Here is an 18,075-nt window from a genome sequence, read left to right as displayed (position 1 = left end):
AGCAAGGGTCTTTCGCCATGGATGGCGAAAGTAGCGCCCAAGGAAGGGTTCACAGCGCCCTTGCGTCACCTGCCCTCGGCAAGCTCATGCCACTTTAAAGCCGTACAGGCAGGCTGCGGGTTAACCGCACTCCAATGGGGCGCTCTTGCTCCCGCACCACCTCAATACCATAGGCCAGCACTTCCACCCCGCTGGCCGAGACCTCCGCTAGGGCTGCCGCATAAGTCGCGTCGATATGGGCTGCGGCGGCCACATCGGCAATACCTTCGTGGGCGACACAAAACAGCAGCACCGCCCGTTCGCCCTGCTCTGCCAGCACTCGCAGCGAATGCAGATGCTTGGTACCGCGCACACTTACCGAGTCCGGAAAGTAGCCGTGGCCGTCCTGCTCTTTGAGGGTGACCTGCTTCACCTCGATATACGCCCGCCCCCGCTCTGGGTCATCCAGCCTAAAATCGAGGCGGGCGTCGGCCACTTTCACCTCCCGGCGCAGAGTGGCGTAGCCTGCCAACGGTGCCAAAGCCCCCGCCTCCAGCGCCGCTTCCACGATGCGGTTAGCGCGGCCGGTATGCACCGAGGCGAGCGCCACCTGCCCATCCGCTTGCGGCAGCTCGATAAGCTCCCACGTCCAGGCAAGCTTGCGCTTGGGGTTATCGCTGGGTGACAGCCACACTCGGCACCCTGGCACGTTCACCGCCTTCATCGAGCCGGTATTGGGGCAGTGGGCGACGACTTCGCGACCATCATCCAAACGCACATCGGCGAGAAAGCGCTTATAACGCTTGATCAGCGTGCCCGGCACCAGCGCCGGATAAGTCAGCATCACAGCCTGCCCACAAAGCGTGCAATCCGAGCCACCGCCTCTTCCAGCCGAGCCACATCATTGGTGAACGCAATGCGCACATGGTGTTCGCCGCCACGTACGGCAAAATCAATACCCGGGGTAATCGCCACGTTCTCCTCCTGCAATAAGCGCTCGCAGAAGGCCTGGCTATCGCGGCTGTAGCGGGAGATATCCAACCACAAATAAAACGCCCCCTGGGGCGGGAGATCCGGTGCCAACCCCAAGCCTGCAAGGCCCTCCAGCAGCACTTGGCGGCGCTCTTTCAGGGTTTCACGGCGCTGTTCAAGAACACCACGACACTCGGGCGTAAACGCCGCCAGGGCGGCATGCTGCGAAGGCGTCGGCGCGGCCAGAAACATGTTCTGCGCCAGCCGCGTTAATGGCTCCACTGCATGCTCTGGCGCCACCAGCCAGCCCAGGCGCCAGCCGGTCATACCAAAATATTTTGAGAAGCTGTTGACCACAAAGGCGTTGGCGGAGAGCGAGGTCGCTGAGAGCGGTGCATCGTCGTAGTTGAGGCCCTGGTAGATCTCATCGACGATGACCTCGCCTTCGCGCTCAGCGACCGCTGCCAGCACTGCAGAGAGCTGTTGCGCGCTCAACGTGTGGCCGGTAGGGTTAGAGGGCGACGCCAACATCGCCAGGCTTGTGTCCTCATGCCAATGCTGGGCGACCAGGGCAGCGTCCAACTGCCAGCCGCTATCTCGCCCCACGGATACCGCATCAATCTCAGCGCCAGCTAGCGCCATAAAGTGACGATTGCAGGGGTAGTTAGGGTCAGCCATCAGCACCCGCGAGCCGGTTTCGACTAATAACTGGCTGGCCAGCAGCAGCGCCCCCGACGCCCCGGGCGTTACCAAAATACGCGCAGGATCCACCGTAGCGTTAAAGTGCTCGGCGTAATGTCCGGCGATCGCCTCGCGCAGTGCGGGCAGCCCAGCCGCTGGGGTGTAGCGGGTATGGCCACTGGCCAACGCCTGCTGCCCGGCAGCGATAATTGGCTCGGGGGTAGCAAAATCCGGCTCGCCTACTTCCAGGTGAATCACATCGTGGCCGGCGGCTTCCCGCGCCTGGGCCATTTCCAGCAAACGCATGACCCGAAAAGGGGCAACGTGATCGACACGCGAATTCCAGGCCATAACGGCTCCTTCATCTAATCATTTTTGAAACTGGACAAATATTGAAAAACTAACTAAAACATGGCGCTAGTCATATTCAAGGCCAAACATTCATCGAAAGCTCACCATTATGCTTGCAACCCAGTCATTTTTCAGCTAAACAAGCATCCCTTTGGCGTGAGATCGTGACAATCGCTCATGGTCGATCAGTAGTCACATATGTAAGGGGCAGTCCCATGCCAGTAGCAGAAAAGAAACCGGAAGCGTCCAAGTCCTTCACACCGTATGAGCCAGCGCCGGGTGAAGAGTATATGAACGAGCAGCAGCTAGCGCACTTCCGTCAGCTGCTGCTGGATTGGAAACAGGATCTCATGGAAGAGGTGGATCGTACCGTACGCCACCTGCAGGAAGATGCGAACAACTACGCCGACCCCGCCGACCGTGCTACCCAGGAAGAGGGCTTTAGCCTGGAACTGCGTACCCGGGATCGCGAGCGTAAGCTGCTCAAGAAAATTAACGAGACGCTAGATAACATCGATGATGATGATTATGGCTTCTGCGAAGCCTGCGGCGTTGAAATCGGCATTCGTCGTTTAGAAGCTCGCCCCACCGCCACCCTTTGTGTGGATTGCAAAACCCTGGCGGAACTCAAAGAGAAACAGCTAGGCGGCTGAGCACTAAAAGACCGTGCTACTCGAACGCGGGCACCTTAGGGTGCCCGTTTTTGTGAATGGCTTTTTGTAAATAACCAGCCCCTCTCAACAATGACGCTACCATGATTGATTTTGCTCGCTACCGGGGGCGCTTTGCCCCTACGCCCTCTGGCCCGCTGCACTTTGGCTCTTTGGTCGCCGCCTTAGGCAGCTATTTAGATGCCCGCGCGGCCGATGGGCAGTGGCTGGTGCGCATTGAAGATATCGACCCACCGCGCTGCCCTGAAGGTGCGGCGAGCACTATTCTTCGCCAGCTGGAAACCTTCGGGCTGGAGTGGGACGAAGCGGTAATGTGGCAGCACACTCGCGGCGATGCTTACCAACAGACGCTTGACCAGCTTGTCCAACTCGGCTTGGCCTATCCCTGCAGCTGTTCGCGCAAGCAGTGGCAGGCGTTTGATATCTACCCCGGCTGGTGCCGCGATGGCGTTTGCGATGCGAATAAACCGGTGGCCTGGCGGCTGCGCAGCGACCGTGGCGAACGCCCTATCCGCTGGCAAGACCGGCTGTTCGGCGAGCAGCAGTTTGACCCGGCTGAACTAGGCGATGTGGTATTAAAGCGCAAAGATGACCTATGGGCGTATCAGCTCGCCGTGGTAGTGGATGACGCCGAGCAGCAGATTACCGATGTGGTACGCGGGCTCGATTTGCTCGATAACACCCCTTGGCAGCGCCAATTGCAGAGCGCACTTCAGCTACCGCAGCCGCGTTACCTGCATCTGCCACTCATTGTGACCGCTGAAGGGCAAAAGCTCTCCAAGCAAAACCTGGCCCCGGCCCTGGCAGAAGACGAGCAGAAAGTGCGCCAGCAGCTCTTTCAGGCGCTGGAAGCGCTTGATCAAGCGCCGCCACAAGAACTGGCCTCAGAGCCCTCCGCGACTCAGCTACACTGGGCGGTAGCGAACTGGTCGTTGGCACGTTTAAACCCAACGGCACACCGTTTAAATCCCTCTTCACCTCCAGTAGGAGATTGATATGTATGTCTATCGCATCATGCTGTTTTTGGTGTTTGGCGGCTACCTGCTCTCTCCGCTGCTGATGAATGGCTGGAGCGACCCTGAGGCCGCCTGGTACCGACCGTTTGCGATTTGGGGCGGATTGATTGCGTTAACTCTCTGGCTGGAGCAGAAGAGAAAGCTTGATGAACGTTGAGATGCACGTTGAGATAGTCGGCGTCCTACTGCTTGGGCTGGGTTACCTGGCACTGCTGTTTGGCTGCGGTTTTGCGGTAGAGCGCGGCTGGGTGCCGGTGCGTATTACCCGCCACCCGATTGTTTACACCCTTGCCCTGGGTGTTTATGCCAGCGCCTGGGCGATTTACGGCAGCGTGGAAATGGCTGCCCACGCGGGGTTTGGCTTCCTCGCCTACTACCTAGGCGCAGCGGGCGCCTTCTTGCTCGCCCCTGTGCTACTGGTGCCCATCCAGCGCATCACCCGCACCTATCAACTAACGTCATTGGCGGATCTGTTTGCCTTTCGCTTTCGCTCTCGTTGGGCGGGTACGCTGGTCACCATCGTCAGTCTACTGGCGGTGCTGCCACTGCTCGGCATTCAAGTCCAAACCCTGGGCGAAGCCATCAATATCATCACCGCCAGCCAAGCGGGAGGTAGCGTTGCGCTACTTTTTTGCGCCGTAATTGCCGCCTTTGCGGTTATTTTCGGTGCCCGCCACAGCCAGTCTCACGGCCGCCACGACACTCTGCTTAGCGCCATTGCGTTTGAATCCATTGTTAAACTGCTGGCCATGCTGGGGCTCGGCGTGGTGGCACTATGGATGGTGTTTGACGGCCCAGGCGACCTGCAGCTGTGGCTGGAGGGCCCTGGCGCTCTCCTCCAACAACAGACACCCAAACTTGACCCGGCCCAGTGGCGAACCCTCCTGCTGCTGTTTTTTGCGGCGGCGTTTATGATGCCGCATCTGTTTCATATCAGTTTTTCAGAAAGTCTATCCCGGCATACCCTGCTACAAGCGAGCTGGGCGCTGCCGCTTTTCCTGCTATTAATGGCGCTACCCGTACCGTTGATTTGGTGGGCTGCGCAGTCGGTCAATCCCGACATACCCATCGCCGCCTATGCCGCCTACCTAATGACCGAACACTGGTGGGTAGGGGCACTGGCGTTTATCGGCGGGCTAGCCGCCGCCAGCGGCACCATGATTATGATTGCGCTGGCGCTTTCCGGCATGGTGCTTAATCATATTGTACTGGTAGCGAGGCCCCCGGAAGCGCGCAGTGATCTTTACGGCTGGCTGCTGTGGCTGCGCCGTGGGCTAGTGGTCGCTGTGATTATCAGCGGCTGGGTGTTTTACCAGTGGGTAGGTCGCCATCATGGGCTTATCGGTTTGGGATTAGCCGCATTTGTGGGGATGGCCCAGTGCCTGCCTGGCATGCTGGCGCTGCTCTACTGGCCGGGCGCTAACCGTAAAGGCATGATTATTGGCCTCATCGCAGGCGTCGGCGTATGGCTATGGGGGCTATGGCTGCCGCTCATGCTCTCGCTACCCGTACCGACGCTGCCCTTTACCCCACTTACCGACGCTGGTGCGCCGGTTTGGTACAACGTCACGCTGCTCTCGTTAGCGGTCAATATCCTGTTGTTGATTGTGATATCGCTGTTTACGCGTATTTCTGAAGGTGAGCAGTCCGCCGCGGAAGCGTGCTCCGTCGATGCCGTTATCCGCTCCAAGCGCTTTCCACTGGAAGCCGCCATGGCGAGCGATTTTTCGACTCACTTAGCCCATGCCCTCGGCGATGAGGCGGCTAGCCGTGAAGTGAATCGGGCATTGCAAGCACTCAACTTAACGCCTCAGGAGCGCCGTCCCTACGCGCTGCGTCGCTTGCGTGACCGTATTCAGGCCAATCTCTCGGGCCTAATGGGCCCATCGGTGGCACGGGATATTGTTGATCGCTATCTACCCTACCGCCACGACGACACCCCTGAAACCGACGATATTCACTTTGTTGAAAGTCGCCTGGAAGCCTACCGTTCGCGGTTAACGGGGCTAGCCCGGGAACTCGACGGCTTGCGCCGCCACCACCGCCAAACCCTGGCCTATCTGCCTGTGGGGCTGTGCGTGCTAGGCGATGACGATGAACTACTAATGTGGAATCAGGCGCTCTCTCAACTCTCGGGTATTAGCGGTGAAAGCGTGATCGGTTCACGCCGCGACAGCCTACCTGCCCCCTGGCCCGGCCTACTCGGTGGCGTGCTGGAAACCACGTCAACACCGCTCTACAAACAGGCGGTCACGCTGCACGGTAAAGACTATTTTTTGACCCTGCACAAAGCGATTCTCAGCGGTAGTGACAGCCGTGGCGGCAGCGTTATTCTGATTGAAGACCATACCGAAATGAAGTGGTTAGAAGATGAGTTGGTGCATGCAGCACGCCTTGCCTCCATCGGCCAGTTAGCCGCTGGGGTCGCCCACGAAATTGGCAACCCGATTACCGGCATCTCGTCGCTGGCGCAAAACCTTCGCTACGACACCAACGACCCCGCCCTGCTGGAGACCGCCGACCAAATCCAGCAGCTAACCCAGCGGGTCACCAAAATCGTTAACTCACTGGTTGGTTTTGCCCATGGGGGACGCCAATCGGTACCGCTCCCTGCCTCACCTGTGGCACTTGCATCCATTAGCGAAGATGCACTGCACTTGATCCACCTCGCCCGCTCGGGAGAGGATGTTACCTTAACCAATGAAACGCCTGACGACGTGGTGGTGCGCGGCGATGCCCAGCGATTAACGCAAGTGATGGTCAACCTGCTGAGCAATGCCCGGGATGCCTGCGGCAAGGGGGGAGAAGTTCACATGACCGCAGGGCGCCACGAGCAGCTTGCCTGGTGGCGGATAACCGATAACGGTCAGGGCATCGATCCGCGAGTTCGCGAGCACCTATTCGAGCCCTTTACCACCACCAAACCCGCTGGCGAGGGCACCGGTCTGGGCCTTTCATTGGCCTACCAGATTATCAATGAGCACCAGGGTAAAATAGACGTGGCTTCGCCACCCCCCGGACAGCCTCGCGGCACGGCCATTACGTTATGGCTGCCGCTTTACCAACAGGATGATCAGCCAACCCATGCCCAGGATTCTGATTGTTGAAGATGAAGCGATTATTCGCAGCGCGCTAAAGCGCCTTCTGGAACGCCACGACTATACGGTCAGCGAAGCAGGCAGCGCTGAGGAGGCCAGCCAGCTTGAGCTCGCAGGGTTCGACCTCATCATCAGCGACCTGCGTCTGCCGGGCGAACCGGGCACCTCGCTGATCACCGCCGCAGCCCCCGTGCCGGTATTGATCATGACCAGCTACGCCAGCATGCGCTCTGCGGTGGAAGCGCTCAAACAGGGGGCCGTGGACTACGTTGCCAAGCCCTTTGACCACGCGGAGCTATTGGAGACCGTTGAGCGGATCCTGCACAAGCAGTCGATGCAGCAGAGTCCGCCCCCGGATATCACCGATGCAGGCGGCAGCCGGCAAACCATGATCGGCAACTGCGTTGCCATGCAGCAGGTCTACACCCGTATTAGTAAAACCGCCCCGGCCGATGTCACCGTATTGATTCTTGGCGAGTCAGGTACCGGCAAGGAGCTGGTGGCACGCGCCATTCACCAGCAGAGCAAGCGCGCCAAGGCACCGTTGATCTGCGTCAACTGCGCGGCGATTCCTGAAACGCTGATCGAGTCAGAGCTGTTTGGCCATGAGAAAGGCGCTTTTACCGGCGCCAGCGCTGCGCGCACCGGGTTAGTCGAAGCCGCTGATGGCGGTACGCTATTTTTGGATGAGATTGGTGAACTACCGCTGGATGCCCAGGCGCGTCTGCTGCGCGTTCTTCAAGAGGGTGAAATTCGTAAAATTGGCTCGGTGGAAACCCGCCACGTCAATGTCCGCCTGATTGCGGCCACCCATCGTGACCTGCGAGCACTGTCAAAAACCGGCGAATTCCGCCTTGATCTTTACTACCGGCTGAACGTGATGCAGATCGAACTGCCGCCGCTACGCGAGCGCGAGGACGACGTGCTTGAGATCGCCGACATTCTGCTCGACAAGGCGTGTAAGCGCCACGAACGCACGGGCCTGCGTTTGTCCCGCGCAGCCCGCCAGGATCTGCGCGACTACCCTTGGCCGGGTAACGTTCGCGAGCTGGAAAATGCCCTTGAGCGCGGGGTGATTCTTGCCGAAGGGCATCTGATCCACCCGGATGACCTGGGCCTAGCGCCGACCACCCCACGCCCCCATCCGTCCTCTGGCGCGTCCAGCACACCTGCTGCCAGTGGTGGCGGTGATAAAAGTGCTGAAGAGAATGAAGATGATCTCTCTTTAGAAGATTATTTTCAGCACTTTGTCCTCGAACACCAAGACCAAATGAGTGAAACCGAATTGGCACAAAAACTGGGCATTAGCCGTAAAAACCTTTGGGAACGACGCCAGCGGCTTGGCATACCGCGCAAAAAAACCGCCCGGCGCCCAGGTTAAGCACCTGGGCATTGCTATCCACTCGCGCCTCCACACCACCCCTACGACCATCGTCTAATATACTGATTTAAATAAGAAATATTCTGCCTTTCGCTACCCAGGTACTGTTACCTTCCCACACAACGCCGCGCACAAACGGGCGCGAAAGGGGTAACACTTCTCGCGCCGTAAAGTTCCGCAGCGACTTAAAAAACTCCAACCTTCTGAAATTTATAATTTATTAAATAGGTGGCACAGGGTCTGCAGTATTACTGGGTAAGAAAAACAAACTGGGCATAGCGCCAGGTCACCAACAAAAACAACATGACCTCGCCACAACCTGAGCCACAACAAAAACAACAGGGCCAGGTAGAGATAACGGTACTAACAAGAACAACAGGCTTGAATCTCATTACTTGCTTGCGCAGGCAACACAGGCGCAGCGAACAACAACAAAAGTTAGCAAGTGGCCCGAAAGGACGCGACGTACAATGTGACTTGGCATCCTAACAACAACAATAGCTGTCAGTGTGTACACCCCGGCGCCAATAATAATACCCCGGGGGGAGAAAAGTTCGCGGTTGGATTATTGTTTTGAATACGAGGCGGTCGGAACCATCGTGATCCTTACGCCTACCGACTGCGGTGCGTATTCAGGGCGATGTGCCATCATGAAGAAAAATAGCAGCACGGACGCTGATTAATTGCTTGATAGGGGAGGCTCTTTTAGCCTCCCCTTTCCGTGTTTGGAGCCTGGGTTTAAAACCTGTGTTAGCCCCCGCCAGCGTCAAGTGCTTTGCAAGCCGCTACTTTGCAAGCCGCTCTTTGCAAGCCATGAAGGGTCGGCTACACTCAGCCACTCGTGGTTTATGTTCAGTACTCGTTTGAAGTGTTTTCTAACGACTATTTTTACGACCATTTTTTCGTACCTGCGAGTTGAAATCGTCGCATGTTTAAAGGATTTACCCGTTTCCTACACAGCCCGGGGGAGCAATTGAAAACCTTGCTTGATCCCCAAGAGAGCACCACCAGCGCCCTCACTCCGCGCAACATCCCTCGGTCAGAGCACCCTGTTTCTCGCCAGCATATTAGCGATGCCGCGTTAAAAGTGCTTTATCGCCTTAGCGGCGCGGGTTTCGACGCCTATTTGGTGGGCGGTTGCATTCGTGATGCGCTGCTGGGCAAGATGCCCAAAGATTTTGATGTCGCCACCAACGCCACTCCAGAGCAGGTTCGCGATCTATTTCGTAACTCGCGCCTGATCGGCCGCCGTTTTCGGATTGTCCATGTGCGCTTTGGCCGCGAGGTCATTGAGGTCACCACCTTCCGTGGCAAACCCCAAGACGAGCATGGCGACCACATTGCCCACCAGTCCGATGAAGGGTTACTGCTGCGCGACAATGTATGGGGCAATATCGAAGAAGACGCGCTGCGCCGCGACTTTACCGTTAATGCGCTCTACTACAATATCGCCGACTTCAGCATCACTGATTTTGCCAATGGTGCCGAGGATATTAAGACCCGCACCCTGCGCCTGATTGGCGACCCGGCGACACGCTACCGCGAAGACCCGGTACGGATGCTGCGGGCGGTGCGCTTTGCGGCTAAGCTCGACTTCACGCTAGACCCCGCCACCGAAGCACCGATGTACGATCAGGCACCGCTGCTGCTGCAGATTCCACCAGCACGGCTATTCGATGAAGTCCTCAAGCTGTTTATGTCGGGCCACGGTTTGGTCACCTTCCGGCTACTCAGCCACTACGGCCTGTTCGGCATGCTGTTCCCCGAGGCCGAAGAAGCCATGGCCGATGCCGCCTGGGCCGAAGAGCTGATTGAGCAGGCGCTGACCAACACCGATAAACGTATTGCCGAAGAGCGCCCCGTCACCCCGGCCTTCCTGCTGGCAGCGTTTTTATGGGCCCCGGTCAAGCATCGCCAGGAAGCGCTGGAGCAAGAGGGCATGCCGCCCATTCCGGCGCTTCAAGCAGCCGCTCAGCAGGTGGTCTCCCGTCAGTTAGAGTTCACATCGATTCCCAAGCGCTTTGGCATCCCGATGCGGGAAATTTGGGAATTACAGCAGCGCCTACCCCAGCGGCGCGGTAAAAAGGCCTTTCAAACCCGCGAACATTCGCGTTTCAGAGCGGGCTATGACCTGCTGCTGCTGCGCGAACAGGCGGGCGAGATACCCAGTGGTTTAGGCGAATGGTGGACGGCGTTTCAGCGCGGCGATGAGCACGAACAGCGTCGCCTGCTGCAAAAAGTTGGCGGCGACCCCGCCAGCCAGGGCGATCGTCGCCGCAAACGGCGCCGTAAGCCGAGCGCGCCAGAGTAGTGGGAACTCCTCCCCAGCTCGCCTATATTGGCTTGGGTAGCAATCTAGAGTCGCCTATCGAGCAGGTTCGCGAGGCCCTCAACGAGCTGGCAATGCTACCGCTAAGTCGATTAGTGGCAGCATCATCGCTTTACGCCAGCCGCCCGGTGGGGCCGCAGGATCAGCCGGACTTTATCAACGCGGTGGCCGCGCTGGAGACACGGCTCTCGCCGCTGGCGCTACTCGACCAGCTTCAGGCGTTAGAGCAGCAGCATCGCCGCCGCCGCCAGCGCCACTGGGGGCCCCGCACGCTCGATCTTGACCTGCTGCTCTACGCCAATGAGCACATCAACTCGCCGCGTTTACGCGTACCGCACCCGCAAATGACTGCCCGGGCCTTTGTACTGCTCCCCCTCGCAGAGATCGCCCCCTCTCTAGACCTTCTCCAACAGCCGCTATCCACCTGGCTTGAACGTGTTGAGAACCAAGGCTTGGAACGCTTATCTAACGCCTAATGTGCGGCTAACGCTACCATTTGACACAAATCTCGACACCGACACCCCATTCAGGTAACAATTGCCGGTTACGCCACTTCGCGTATGCAGGGATGCAGCATCAATAATGGTCGGCTGCCTATGTCGCAGCGGCCTCACGTAAAACATGAGAGCACGCCATGAAAACCGTCACCCTAAGCACGCTGCAGGCCTATAAGCAGGCTGGCGAGACATTCAGTTGCCTAACCGCTTACGACGCCTCCTTTGCCCATGCGGCAAGCCAAGCAGGCATTGATGTCCTGCTCGTCGGTGATTCGCTGGGCATGGTGCTACAGGGCCATAACAGCACTCTGCCCGTCACTATTGAAGACATCGTTTACCACACCCGCTGCGCTGCGCGTGGTAAAGGCCATAGCCTGTTGATGGTGGATCTACCTTTTATGAGCAACGCTACCACCGAGCGCCTGCTGGAAGATGCCGGTGCCGTGATGCGCGCGGGGGCGGAGCTGGTCAAACTGGAAGGCGAAGCGTGGATGGCCGATGGCATTCGTGAACTCACCCGCCGCGGCGTACCGGTATGTGCCCACCTGGGCTTAACCCCACAAACCGTGCATCAGCTAGGTGGCTATAAAGTGCAGGGGCGCGACGCTGCTCACGCTGAGCGCATCATTAATGACGCAAAAGTGCTTGTCGAGGCGGGCGCCTCGGTGATTCTGCTTGAGTGCGTCCCTGCCAGCCTGGGCAAAGCGGTCACCGAAGCGCTGGATGTACCGGTGATTGGCATTGGCGCAGGGCCGGATACCGATGGTCAGATTCTGGTAATGCACGATGTGCTCGGCATCACCCATGGCCGCACACCGCGCTTTGTAAAAAACTTCATGGCTGAGGCTGATAGCATTCAAGCAGCTTTCCAGGACTACCACGAAGCCGTCAAAACCCGCGCCTTCCCGGCTCAAGAGCATTGTTTTTAAGAACCGTTTTTAACAACTGTTTTTAAAACAGCTCGACTATCGACCATTTTTTGTTATTGACGCGAAACGACTATGCGCACTTTGCGAGACATTGATCAGCTACGCAGCACGCTGCGAGATTACCGCCAACGCGGCCAGCGTATTGCCCTGGTACCCACCATGGGCAACCTACATGCCGGGCACCTAGCGCTGGTCGCCTGCGCGCGCCAGCACGCCGATATCGTGGTCACAAGCCTGTTTGTCAATCCGATGCAGTTTGGCCCAGGCGAAGATTTAGACGGTTACCCGCGTACCTTTGATGCCGATCAAGCGCAGCTTATCGAGGCCGGCTGCAACGTGCTGTTCGCCCCGACGGTGAGCTCGCTCTACCCCAACGGCTTGGACGCCCAGACCCGCGTGCATGTGCCCGTGGTGGGTGAGGGTCTGTGTGGCGGCTCACGACCCGGCCATTTTGACGGTGTCTCCACCGTGGTTAGCATGCTGTTTAATTTGGTGCAGCCCGACGTCGCCTGCTTTGGGGAGAAGGATTACCAACAGCTGGCGGTGATTCGTAAGCTGGTGTACGACCTGCACATGCCGATCGAGATTATCGGCGTGCCCATCGTGCGCGCAGAAGATGGCCTGGCACTGTCATCACGCAATGGCTATTTAAGTAGCGAGGAGCGTGCAATCGCCCCTGCGCTTTACCGCACGCTGTGTACGCTTCGCGATGCGCTAGAGCGCGGAGAACCTATCGAAAAGGTACTACACCAGGGCAACACCGCGCTGTATGATGCGGGCTTTACGCTAGACTATTTGGAACTGCGCGATGTCACGCTAGGCCCCATTAACCTAGCGACCCGCCATGCGGTACTGCTGGCCGCCGCCAAGCTGGGCCCGGCGCGATTAATCGATAACCTCACTGTTCAACTCCCGGCCAGCGCTGCCACTACTGGCAGAGAATAAACAAACAACGGGTAAAAATAGGAACTCACATGCATACCATCATGCTCAAAGCCAAGCTGCACATGGCACGCGTCACTCACGCGGTACTCAACTACGAAGGCTCTTGCGCCATCGATGGCGACCTGCTGGATATGGCGGGTATTCGTGAAAATGAGCAGATCCAGATTTACAACGTCGAGAATGGCGAACGCTTCACCACTTACGCTATTCGCGGTGAGGAAGGCTCCAAGCTCATTTCGATCAACGGCGCTGCGGCCCACCTCGCCGCCCCTGGCCACCGGATCATTATCTGCAGCTATGCCCACTACTCCGAAGCCGAACTGGAAAACCACCAGCCTGCTTTGGTGTATCTCCAGGAAGGCAACCACGTCAGCCACACCAGCAATATTATCCCGGTACAGTTGGCCTGATCACAACTGGCCTAATCTTAGCGCCTCTAATGCTTTCTTCTGACGGGCCACATGTTGGCCCGTTTTTATTTGCCCATAAAGGTTTATTGCCGCAACGCACCACCTTCCCCTATGCTGAAGAGACGGCTGACAGAGTACGAATAAAAGAGTACGGCTGACAGAGCACGCCTATCGGGCATCTGGTATCAGACTGTCTGTTAATTACTCCAGGAGTCATCTTATGCAAGAAGTAGTCATTGTTGCGGCACGCCGCACCGCTGTGGGCGCTTTCGGCGGCTCCCTCGCAGGTATTCCAGCGAGCGACCTAGGCGCTTTGGTGATCAAGGATATCCTTGCCTCAACCGGCGTTTCTCCCGATCAGGTTGACGAAGTACTGCTGGGCCAGGTGCTCACCGCGGGCGTTGGTCAAAACCCGGCGCGCCAAGCGGCTATTAAAGGCGGCCTACCGGACTCGGTACCGGCCATGACCATCAACAAAGTGTGTGGCTCAGGCCTTAAGGCACTGCATCTCGCTACGCAGGCCATTCGCTGCGGCGATGCCGAACTGATTCTGGCCGGCGGTCAGGAGAATATGTCTGCCTCGCCCCACGTACTGCCCAACTCCCGCAACGGTCAGCGCATGGGCGATTGGAAGGCAATTGATTCCATGGTACACGACGGCCTGTGGGATGCGTTCAACAACTACCATATGGGTATTACCGCCGAGAATTTAGCCGAGAAGTACGGTATCACCCGCGAAGCGATGGATGAGTTCGCCGCAGCGTCACAGCAGAAAGCCGCTGCCGCCATCAAAGAAGGTAAGTTCAAAGGCCAGATCGTGCCGGTGGAAATTCCCCAGCGCAAAGGCGACCCGGTGGTGTTTGATACCGACGAGAACCCACGGGAAGTTACCGCGGAGAAGCTTGGCGGCATGCGCCCTGCGTTTAAGAAAGACGGCACCGTTACCGCCGGTAACGCCTCGGCGCTCAACGACGGCGCGGCGGTGGTTATGCTCTGCTCCGCCGAAAAAGCTAAGCAGTTGGGGCTAGAGCCACTGGCACGCATAGCGGCTTACTCCAACGCAGGCGTTGACCCTGCCATTATGGGTATCGGCCCCGCACCGGCCACTCGCCGCTGCCTGGAAAAAGCCGGCTGGAGCCTGGATGATCTGGACTTGGTCGAAGCCAACGAAGCGTTTGCCGCCCAGGCGCTATCCGTCAACAAAGAGCTCGGCTGGGATACGTCTAAAGTGAACGTCAACGGCGGCGCGATCGCTCTAGGCCACCCCATTGGTGCCTCCGGCTGCCGCGTACTGGTCACGCTGCTCCACGAAATGATCGCCCGCGACGCCAAGAAAGGCCTCGCGACGCTGTGCATCGGCGGCGGTCAGGGCGTAGCCTTGGCTATCGAGCGGCCTTAAAAACCTACCCTTCGCTCGCTTAGCTAAGAGCTAATATAAGCCCTCGTCAATTGACGAGGGCTTTTTCCGTTCGGGATACACAAATTTCTTTATCTTGTTCTACTAACATCATCATTACCGGGCTAAATGGCACTAGTCGTCATTGGTCTCTGACGCGACAAGAGAAAATCGTTGTTGAGTCGCCCATCTCCCCTCAGTATTCACGATCAACGCAAAATTGTTGCAGTAACACTGAATCGCTCTCTGCTTCGCCATCAACAAACGCACCTCATCTTCTATTCGCTCAAGCGCCTCTGGCTCACTCTCTCTGGCGACGGTGAGGTGAGGTATGCTGCCCGTATGGAGACCACCGTAGGGTGGGTAGTCTGGGAAGGCATCGACGAATGCTTTAATCAGCGAGATAAAAGGAGCGCTAGGGCTTGGCTGAAGATACACCGTGTCCGTGAATCGGCCCACACCCGATAGCCAAAACTCAAAAGCAGTGGCTTGTTTAGCAATCGCTTTAAGCTTGCGAAGATCTTTCTCGACAATCTCGTTAGGTGATACAAAGGGATAAAGTAGTGTTATGTGCGCGGGCACGCCTATAGCCGCTGTGGCGTCATAGCGCTGACGAAGCTCGTCAACCACGGGTTCGGCTTCGCGAACAGGAACGATCAAGGCCGCTTGCGGTGCCACTCGGGTCATGTGCACATCGTCCAGTTAGGCCAGCCCGCAGGGCTGTTAGCGTGAATACCCCGCTCGCAGGCAGCAAGCGCCGCGGTGGCGCCAACGGCAAACGACGATGGGAAAACGGGATCATGGCCGGTCAACGTGATCTTGTCCAAAGCCTCCGCCGGCAAACCACCCAGTGACCAGAGCGCAGTCAGTGCATCGCGTGCTGTCATCGTATGAAAACTCATGCTAATGCCTCCAACAACGCCCACCCCTGAGGCCACTCCCCCAACTGACTTGCGGCGTTGATATGCCCGCAGGCGCCCACGTCAACAAAGTCGGCTTGCCATGTCGCAGCCTGCTGCCGGGCATAGTCCGTCGTCGCGTAGGGGTCGTCACGGCTGGCTACAACCAGCGCTGGAAATGGCAGAGGCCGAGCAGGAGCGTTGCGGAAATCGCTCGCTTCGGGTGGGAAAGCCTTTGCGCCAGGGTCAGGTACTGCCACCAGCAACGCGCCGCTTACCTGCGCCACTCGATGAGATCTCTCATCGCTGCTCTTCTTATCGCTAATAGTGACCTCCTGTACCCAGTGCGCCACCAGCAGGCACGCAAGACTGTGAGCAACGAGCAACACCGGTGCCTCAGCTTCATCAATGGCGGTATCCAATGCCTGCAGCCAATCGTTGAGATTCGGCTCATCCCAGGAGCCAGGCTGAAAACGGAGGCTATTAGGCCGCTTTAGCCCCCATAGTGACTGCCAGTGGTCGGCATCAGAATTGCCGAGACCGGGCAGAAATAGCAGCTGGGTCGCTGGCTTGTTAGTTGTCATTGCAGGTCTCCTTACGCGGTCGATAGCGCAGCTCGCCAGGAAAAGTCGTGGGCGGATTACCGGTGCGCAGCCACTCCATGGCAAGTGGCCAGAGCACGTCGCGAAAGCGCTTATGGAAAAAAGCGAAATGACCGATGCTTGGCTGGCCCACCGCAGTTGGCGCTAGCCGCAGGTGATAGCGTTCGCTACTACTGTAATACTCTAGAAGGCGATCAAGCGCGGGACGAGTGCCGAAAGGGTCATCATCGATGCCCAGCGCCAAAATCGGTGCCTGCACACGCGTGAAGCCCCGCACCAGCATCTCAGCTTCGGGCTCGCCCTCAGGTGTTTCACGTTTACGCCGCACGTTGTGCTCAAAGCGCGGCCCCATTCGCGCCCAATCCAGTGCTACGCCTTTGGGTGTATCTTCCATCCACCCCAGACGCTTGGCGGGTACGTAGCCGACAAAAAGTGCCAACAGTGGCATCGCTAGATGCCAACGCAAGAACATAGATCGCCGAGCCTCGGGTGCGTAGTCCCGCCAGTAGGCATACTGTGCGCCCATGGTGAAGATGCGACGCACGCGATGGGCGGACTGGGCAAGGCCAATCACGAAACCGCCCGCAGAGTGACCCACCACATCGATAGGCTGACCAGGAAAACGTCTGGCGACGTAGCGTAGAACGCCTTCAAAATCATGCTGCCCCCAGTCGATCCAGTCGGCCTTGAGTTTGCGCAGCGAATGGTGGCGCGAATCGCCGATTCCCCGGTAGTCGTAGGTCACTACGTCCCACCCTTGCTGATACAAATAATCAGCAAAGGGCATGTAATAGCGGCAGCGCACCGAGGTGGCGGTGTTAATGATCACCACAGGGCCAGGGTGAGACGACGAAACACAAGGTCGGCGCCATACCCACCCGCGCAGCGCATAACTATCCGCCGCGCTGATATAGACGGGCTCAGGCATCAATGTTCTGTCGCCTTGCAGCTATACCGTTCTTAGCCCCAGTAACCGTAGCATGAAAGTCCGCAATCAGTTGCTGGGTGACAGGGCCCACGGGCCATTCGGTCTTCACCTTATCTTCCACCAATGCCACCACCGGCTGAAGCTCGACCGAGGTGCCGGCAGTCAACACTTCGGTTGCAGCACGCAGTTCCTCGAGTGTAACCGCTCGCTCCTCTACCGGCAGGCCTCTCTGACGTGCCAAACCCAACACATGGCGCTTGGTGATGCCATCAAGAAAACAGGTCGGCAGTGGGGTTACCAGTACGCCATCACTGACCAAAAGCAGATTAGTGGCTGTCGTTTCAGCGACTAAGCCGTCGCTATCGAGCAGTAACGCATCATCACAGCCTACTGCCAAGGCCGCATGGCGGGCTAGCGTGCCGATCATATACAGTCCAGAACACTTAGAGGCAGTAGGCGCCGTATTAGGGGGCGGGCGTCGCCAGTTGGCCAACTGCAGCCGAATACCTACCTCTGCCCGCCCCTGGGACGCCGCCGTAGGCCAATCCCAAGCGGCAATCGCCACATGGACACGTGCTTGAGGCGCCGCGATAGACACACTATCCGCGCCACGCCAGGCGATAGGGCGGATATACGCATCGGTTAGCTGATTGGCCCATAGCACCGCGTCAATCGCTTGGCTGAGCTCGCGGTGCGACCAGGGCAGCCGATAGTCCAGTAGTGCGGCGGAACGCTCTAAACGCTCCAAATGCGCGTCACCCAGAAAAACACGCCGCCCGTAGGCACGCATGCCTTCGAATACCGCTCCCCCCATGTGTAACGCATGACTAAGCACGTGCAGGCGCGCCTCACGCCAAGGAAGCAGCTCACCATCGAGCCAGATCAACCCATCTCGGTCATCAAGAGCGTTTAGCATGGCACCCACCCAGTAGCAGATTATCGATATCGTCAGTCTGTCCTCTGTATGTTTTAAAAACGAGTGAGTAAATCT

The 18,075-nt window shown here is 58.1% G+C and carries 18 protein-coding genes; 11 read left to right on the top strand and 7 right to left on the bottom strand.

Translation table 11 applies throughout. The features are described from left to right. Positions 1-94 precede the first annotated feature (94 nt). Together sfsA and YERSI8AC_RS01685 are read right to left on the bottom strand one after the other, a co-directional pair. The gene (gene sfsA / locus YERSI8AC_RS01690) at positions 95-823 is read right to left on the bottom strand and encodes a DNA/RNA nuclease SfsA (RefSeq protein ID WP_171051217.1); all 729 of its coding nucleotides are present in this window, start codon (positions 821-823) and stop codon (positions 95-97) included. Next, positions 823-1,983, bottom strand: coding sequence for an aminotransferase class I/II-fold pyridoxal phosphate-dependent enzyme (locus YERSI8AC_RS01685; RefSeq protein ID WP_138801356.1), 1,161 nt, complete (start codon positions 1,981-1,983; stop codon positions 823-825). The genes sfsA and YERSI8AC_RS01685 overlap by 1 nt, the downstream gene beginning before the upstream one ends. Before the next feature lie 215 nt (positions 1,984-2,198). Between YERSI8AC_RS01685 and dksA the strand changes: the two genes are divergently transcribed. From dksA to YERSI8AC_RS01630, 11 genes are all read left to right on the top strand, one after another. Beyond that, positions 2,199-2,636, top strand: a complete 438-nt coding sequence (gene dksA / locus YERSI8AC_RS01680; protein ID WP_007111809.1) for an RNA polymerase-binding protein DksA — start codon at positions 2,199-2,201, stop codon at positions 2,634-2,636. Positions 2,637-2,737: 101 nt separating this feature from the next. Beyond that, positions 2,738-3,649 (top strand): tRNA glutamyl-Q(34) synthetase GluQRS, encoded by a 912-nt coding sequence (gene gluQRS / locus YERSI8AC_RS01675; RefSeq protein WP_159175965.1) that lies wholly within the window; start codon positions 2,738-2,740, stop codon positions 3,647-3,649. 1 nt (position 3,650) lies between these two features. Next, positions 3,651-3,827 (top strand): hypothetical protein, encoded by a 177-nt coding sequence (locus YERSI8AC_RS01670; protein ID WP_007111811.1) that lies wholly within the window; start codon positions 3,651-3,653, stop codon positions 3,825-3,827. 1 nt (position 3,828) lies between these two features. Further along, entirely contained in the window at positions 3,829-6,777 is a 2,949-nt protein-coding gene (locus YERSI8AC_RS01665; RefSeq protein WP_159177885.1) for an ATP-binding protein, read from the top strand. Further along, the gene (locus YERSI8AC_RS01660; protein WP_138801358.1) at positions 6,755-8,149 is read left to right on the top strand and encodes a sigma-54-dependent transcriptional regulator; all 1,395 of its coding nucleotides are present in this window, start codon (positions 6,755-6,757) and stop codon (positions 8,147-8,149) included. The genes YERSI8AC_RS01665 and YERSI8AC_RS01660 overlap by 23 nt, the downstream gene beginning before the upstream one ends. A gap of 928 nt (positions 8,150-9,077) precedes the next feature. After that, positions 9,078-10,460: a polynucleotide adenylyltransferase PcnB gene (pcnB, locus tag YERSI8AC_RS01655; RefSeq protein ID WP_009287938.1), complete on the top strand. Its 1,383-nt coding sequence runs from the start codon at positions 9,078-9,080 to the stop codon at positions 10,458-10,460. After that, a complete protein-coding gene (gene folK / locus YERSI8AC_RS01650) occupies positions 10,460-10,954 on the top strand; it encodes a 2-amino-4-hydroxy-6-hydroxymethyldihydropteridine diphosphokinase (RefSeq protein WP_138801359.1) in 495 nt (164 codons plus the stop codon). The genes pcnB and folK overlap by 1 nt, the downstream gene beginning before the upstream one ends. Before the next feature lie 158 nt (positions 10,955-11,112). Beyond that, entirely contained in the window at positions 11,113-11,904 is a 792-nt protein-coding gene (panB, locus tag YERSI8AC_RS01645) for a 3-methyl-2-oxobutanoate hydroxymethyltransferase (protein ID WP_138801360.1), read from the top strand. 72 nt (positions 11,905-11,976) lie between these two features. Then, the gene (gene panC / locus YERSI8AC_RS01640; protein WP_138801361.1) at positions 11,977-12,849 is read left to right on the top strand and encodes a pantoate--beta-alanine ligase; all 873 of its coding nucleotides are present in this window, start codon (positions 11,977-11,979) and stop codon (positions 12,847-12,849) included. Between the two features lie 29 nt (positions 12,850-12,878). Then, on the top strand, positions 12,879-13,259 hold the full coding sequence (gene panD / locus YERSI8AC_RS01635; protein WP_007111819.1) for an aspartate 1-decarboxylase: 381 nt from the start codon (positions 12,879-12,881) through the stop codon (positions 13,257-13,259). A gap of 220 nt (positions 13,260-13,479) precedes the next feature. Continuing rightward, positions 13,480-14,658, top strand: coding sequence for an acetyl-CoA C-acetyltransferase (locus tag YERSI8AC_RS01630; protein ID WP_022520696.1), 1,179 nt, complete (start codon positions 13,480-13,482; stop codon positions 14,656-14,658). Positions 14,659-14,790: 132 nt separating this feature from the next. Here YERSI8AC_RS01630 and YERSI8AC_RS01625 read toward each other — a convergent pair whose 3' ends face one another. The 5 genes from YERSI8AC_RS01625 to YERSI8AC_RS01605 are packed head-to-tail and all read right to left on the bottom strand — an operon-like array spanning position 14,791 to position 18,000. Further along, positions 14,791-15,342 carry a 2'-5' RNA ligase family protein gene (locus YERSI8AC_RS01625; protein WP_138801362.1) on the bottom strand — a complete coding sequence of 184 codons (552 nt, stop codon included), beginning with the start codon at positions 15,340-15,342 and terminating at the stop codon, positions 14,791-14,793. After that, a complete protein-coding gene (locus YERSI8AC_RS01620) occupies positions 15,339-15,557 on the bottom strand; it encodes a hypothetical protein (protein WP_039860014.1) in 219 nt (72 codons plus the stop codon). The genes YERSI8AC_RS01625 and YERSI8AC_RS01620 overlap by 4 nt, the downstream gene beginning before the upstream one ends. Continuing rightward, the gene (locus tag YERSI8AC_RS01615; RefSeq protein ID WP_159175964.1) at positions 15,554-16,138 is read right to left on the bottom strand and encodes an RBBP9/YdeN family alpha/beta hydrolase; all 585 of its coding nucleotides are present in this window, start codon (positions 16,136-16,138) and stop codon (positions 15,554-15,556) included. Before YERSI8AC_RS01615 ends, YERSI8AC_RS01620 begins: the two co-directional genes overlap by 4 nt. Next, positions 16,128-17,084, bottom strand: a complete 957-nt coding sequence (locus YERSI8AC_RS01610) for an alpha/beta hydrolase family protein (RefSeq protein ID WP_159175963.1) — start codon at positions 17,082-17,084, stop codon at positions 16,128-16,130. The genes YERSI8AC_RS01615 and YERSI8AC_RS01610 overlap by 11 nt, the downstream gene beginning before the upstream one ends. Further along, complete coding sequence (locus YERSI8AC_RS01605) at positions 17,077-18,000, bottom strand: aminotransferase class IV (protein ID WP_159175962.1); 924 nt, start codon at positions 17,998-18,000, stop codon at positions 17,077-17,079. The genes YERSI8AC_RS01610 and YERSI8AC_RS01605 overlap by 8 nt, the downstream gene beginning before the upstream one ends. Between the last annotated feature and the right edge of the window lie 75 nt (positions 18,001-18,075).

The sequence above is a fragment of the Halomonas sp. 113 genome, from assembly GCF_904067645.1.
GTDB classification, from domain to species: domain Bacteria; phylum Pseudomonadota; class Gammaproteobacteria; order Pseudomonadales; family Halomonadaceae; genus Vreelandella; species Vreelandella titanicae.
The sequence above is the reverse complement of the archived record's forward strand: the minus strand, read 5'-3'. Positions and strand labels throughout refer to the sequence as shown.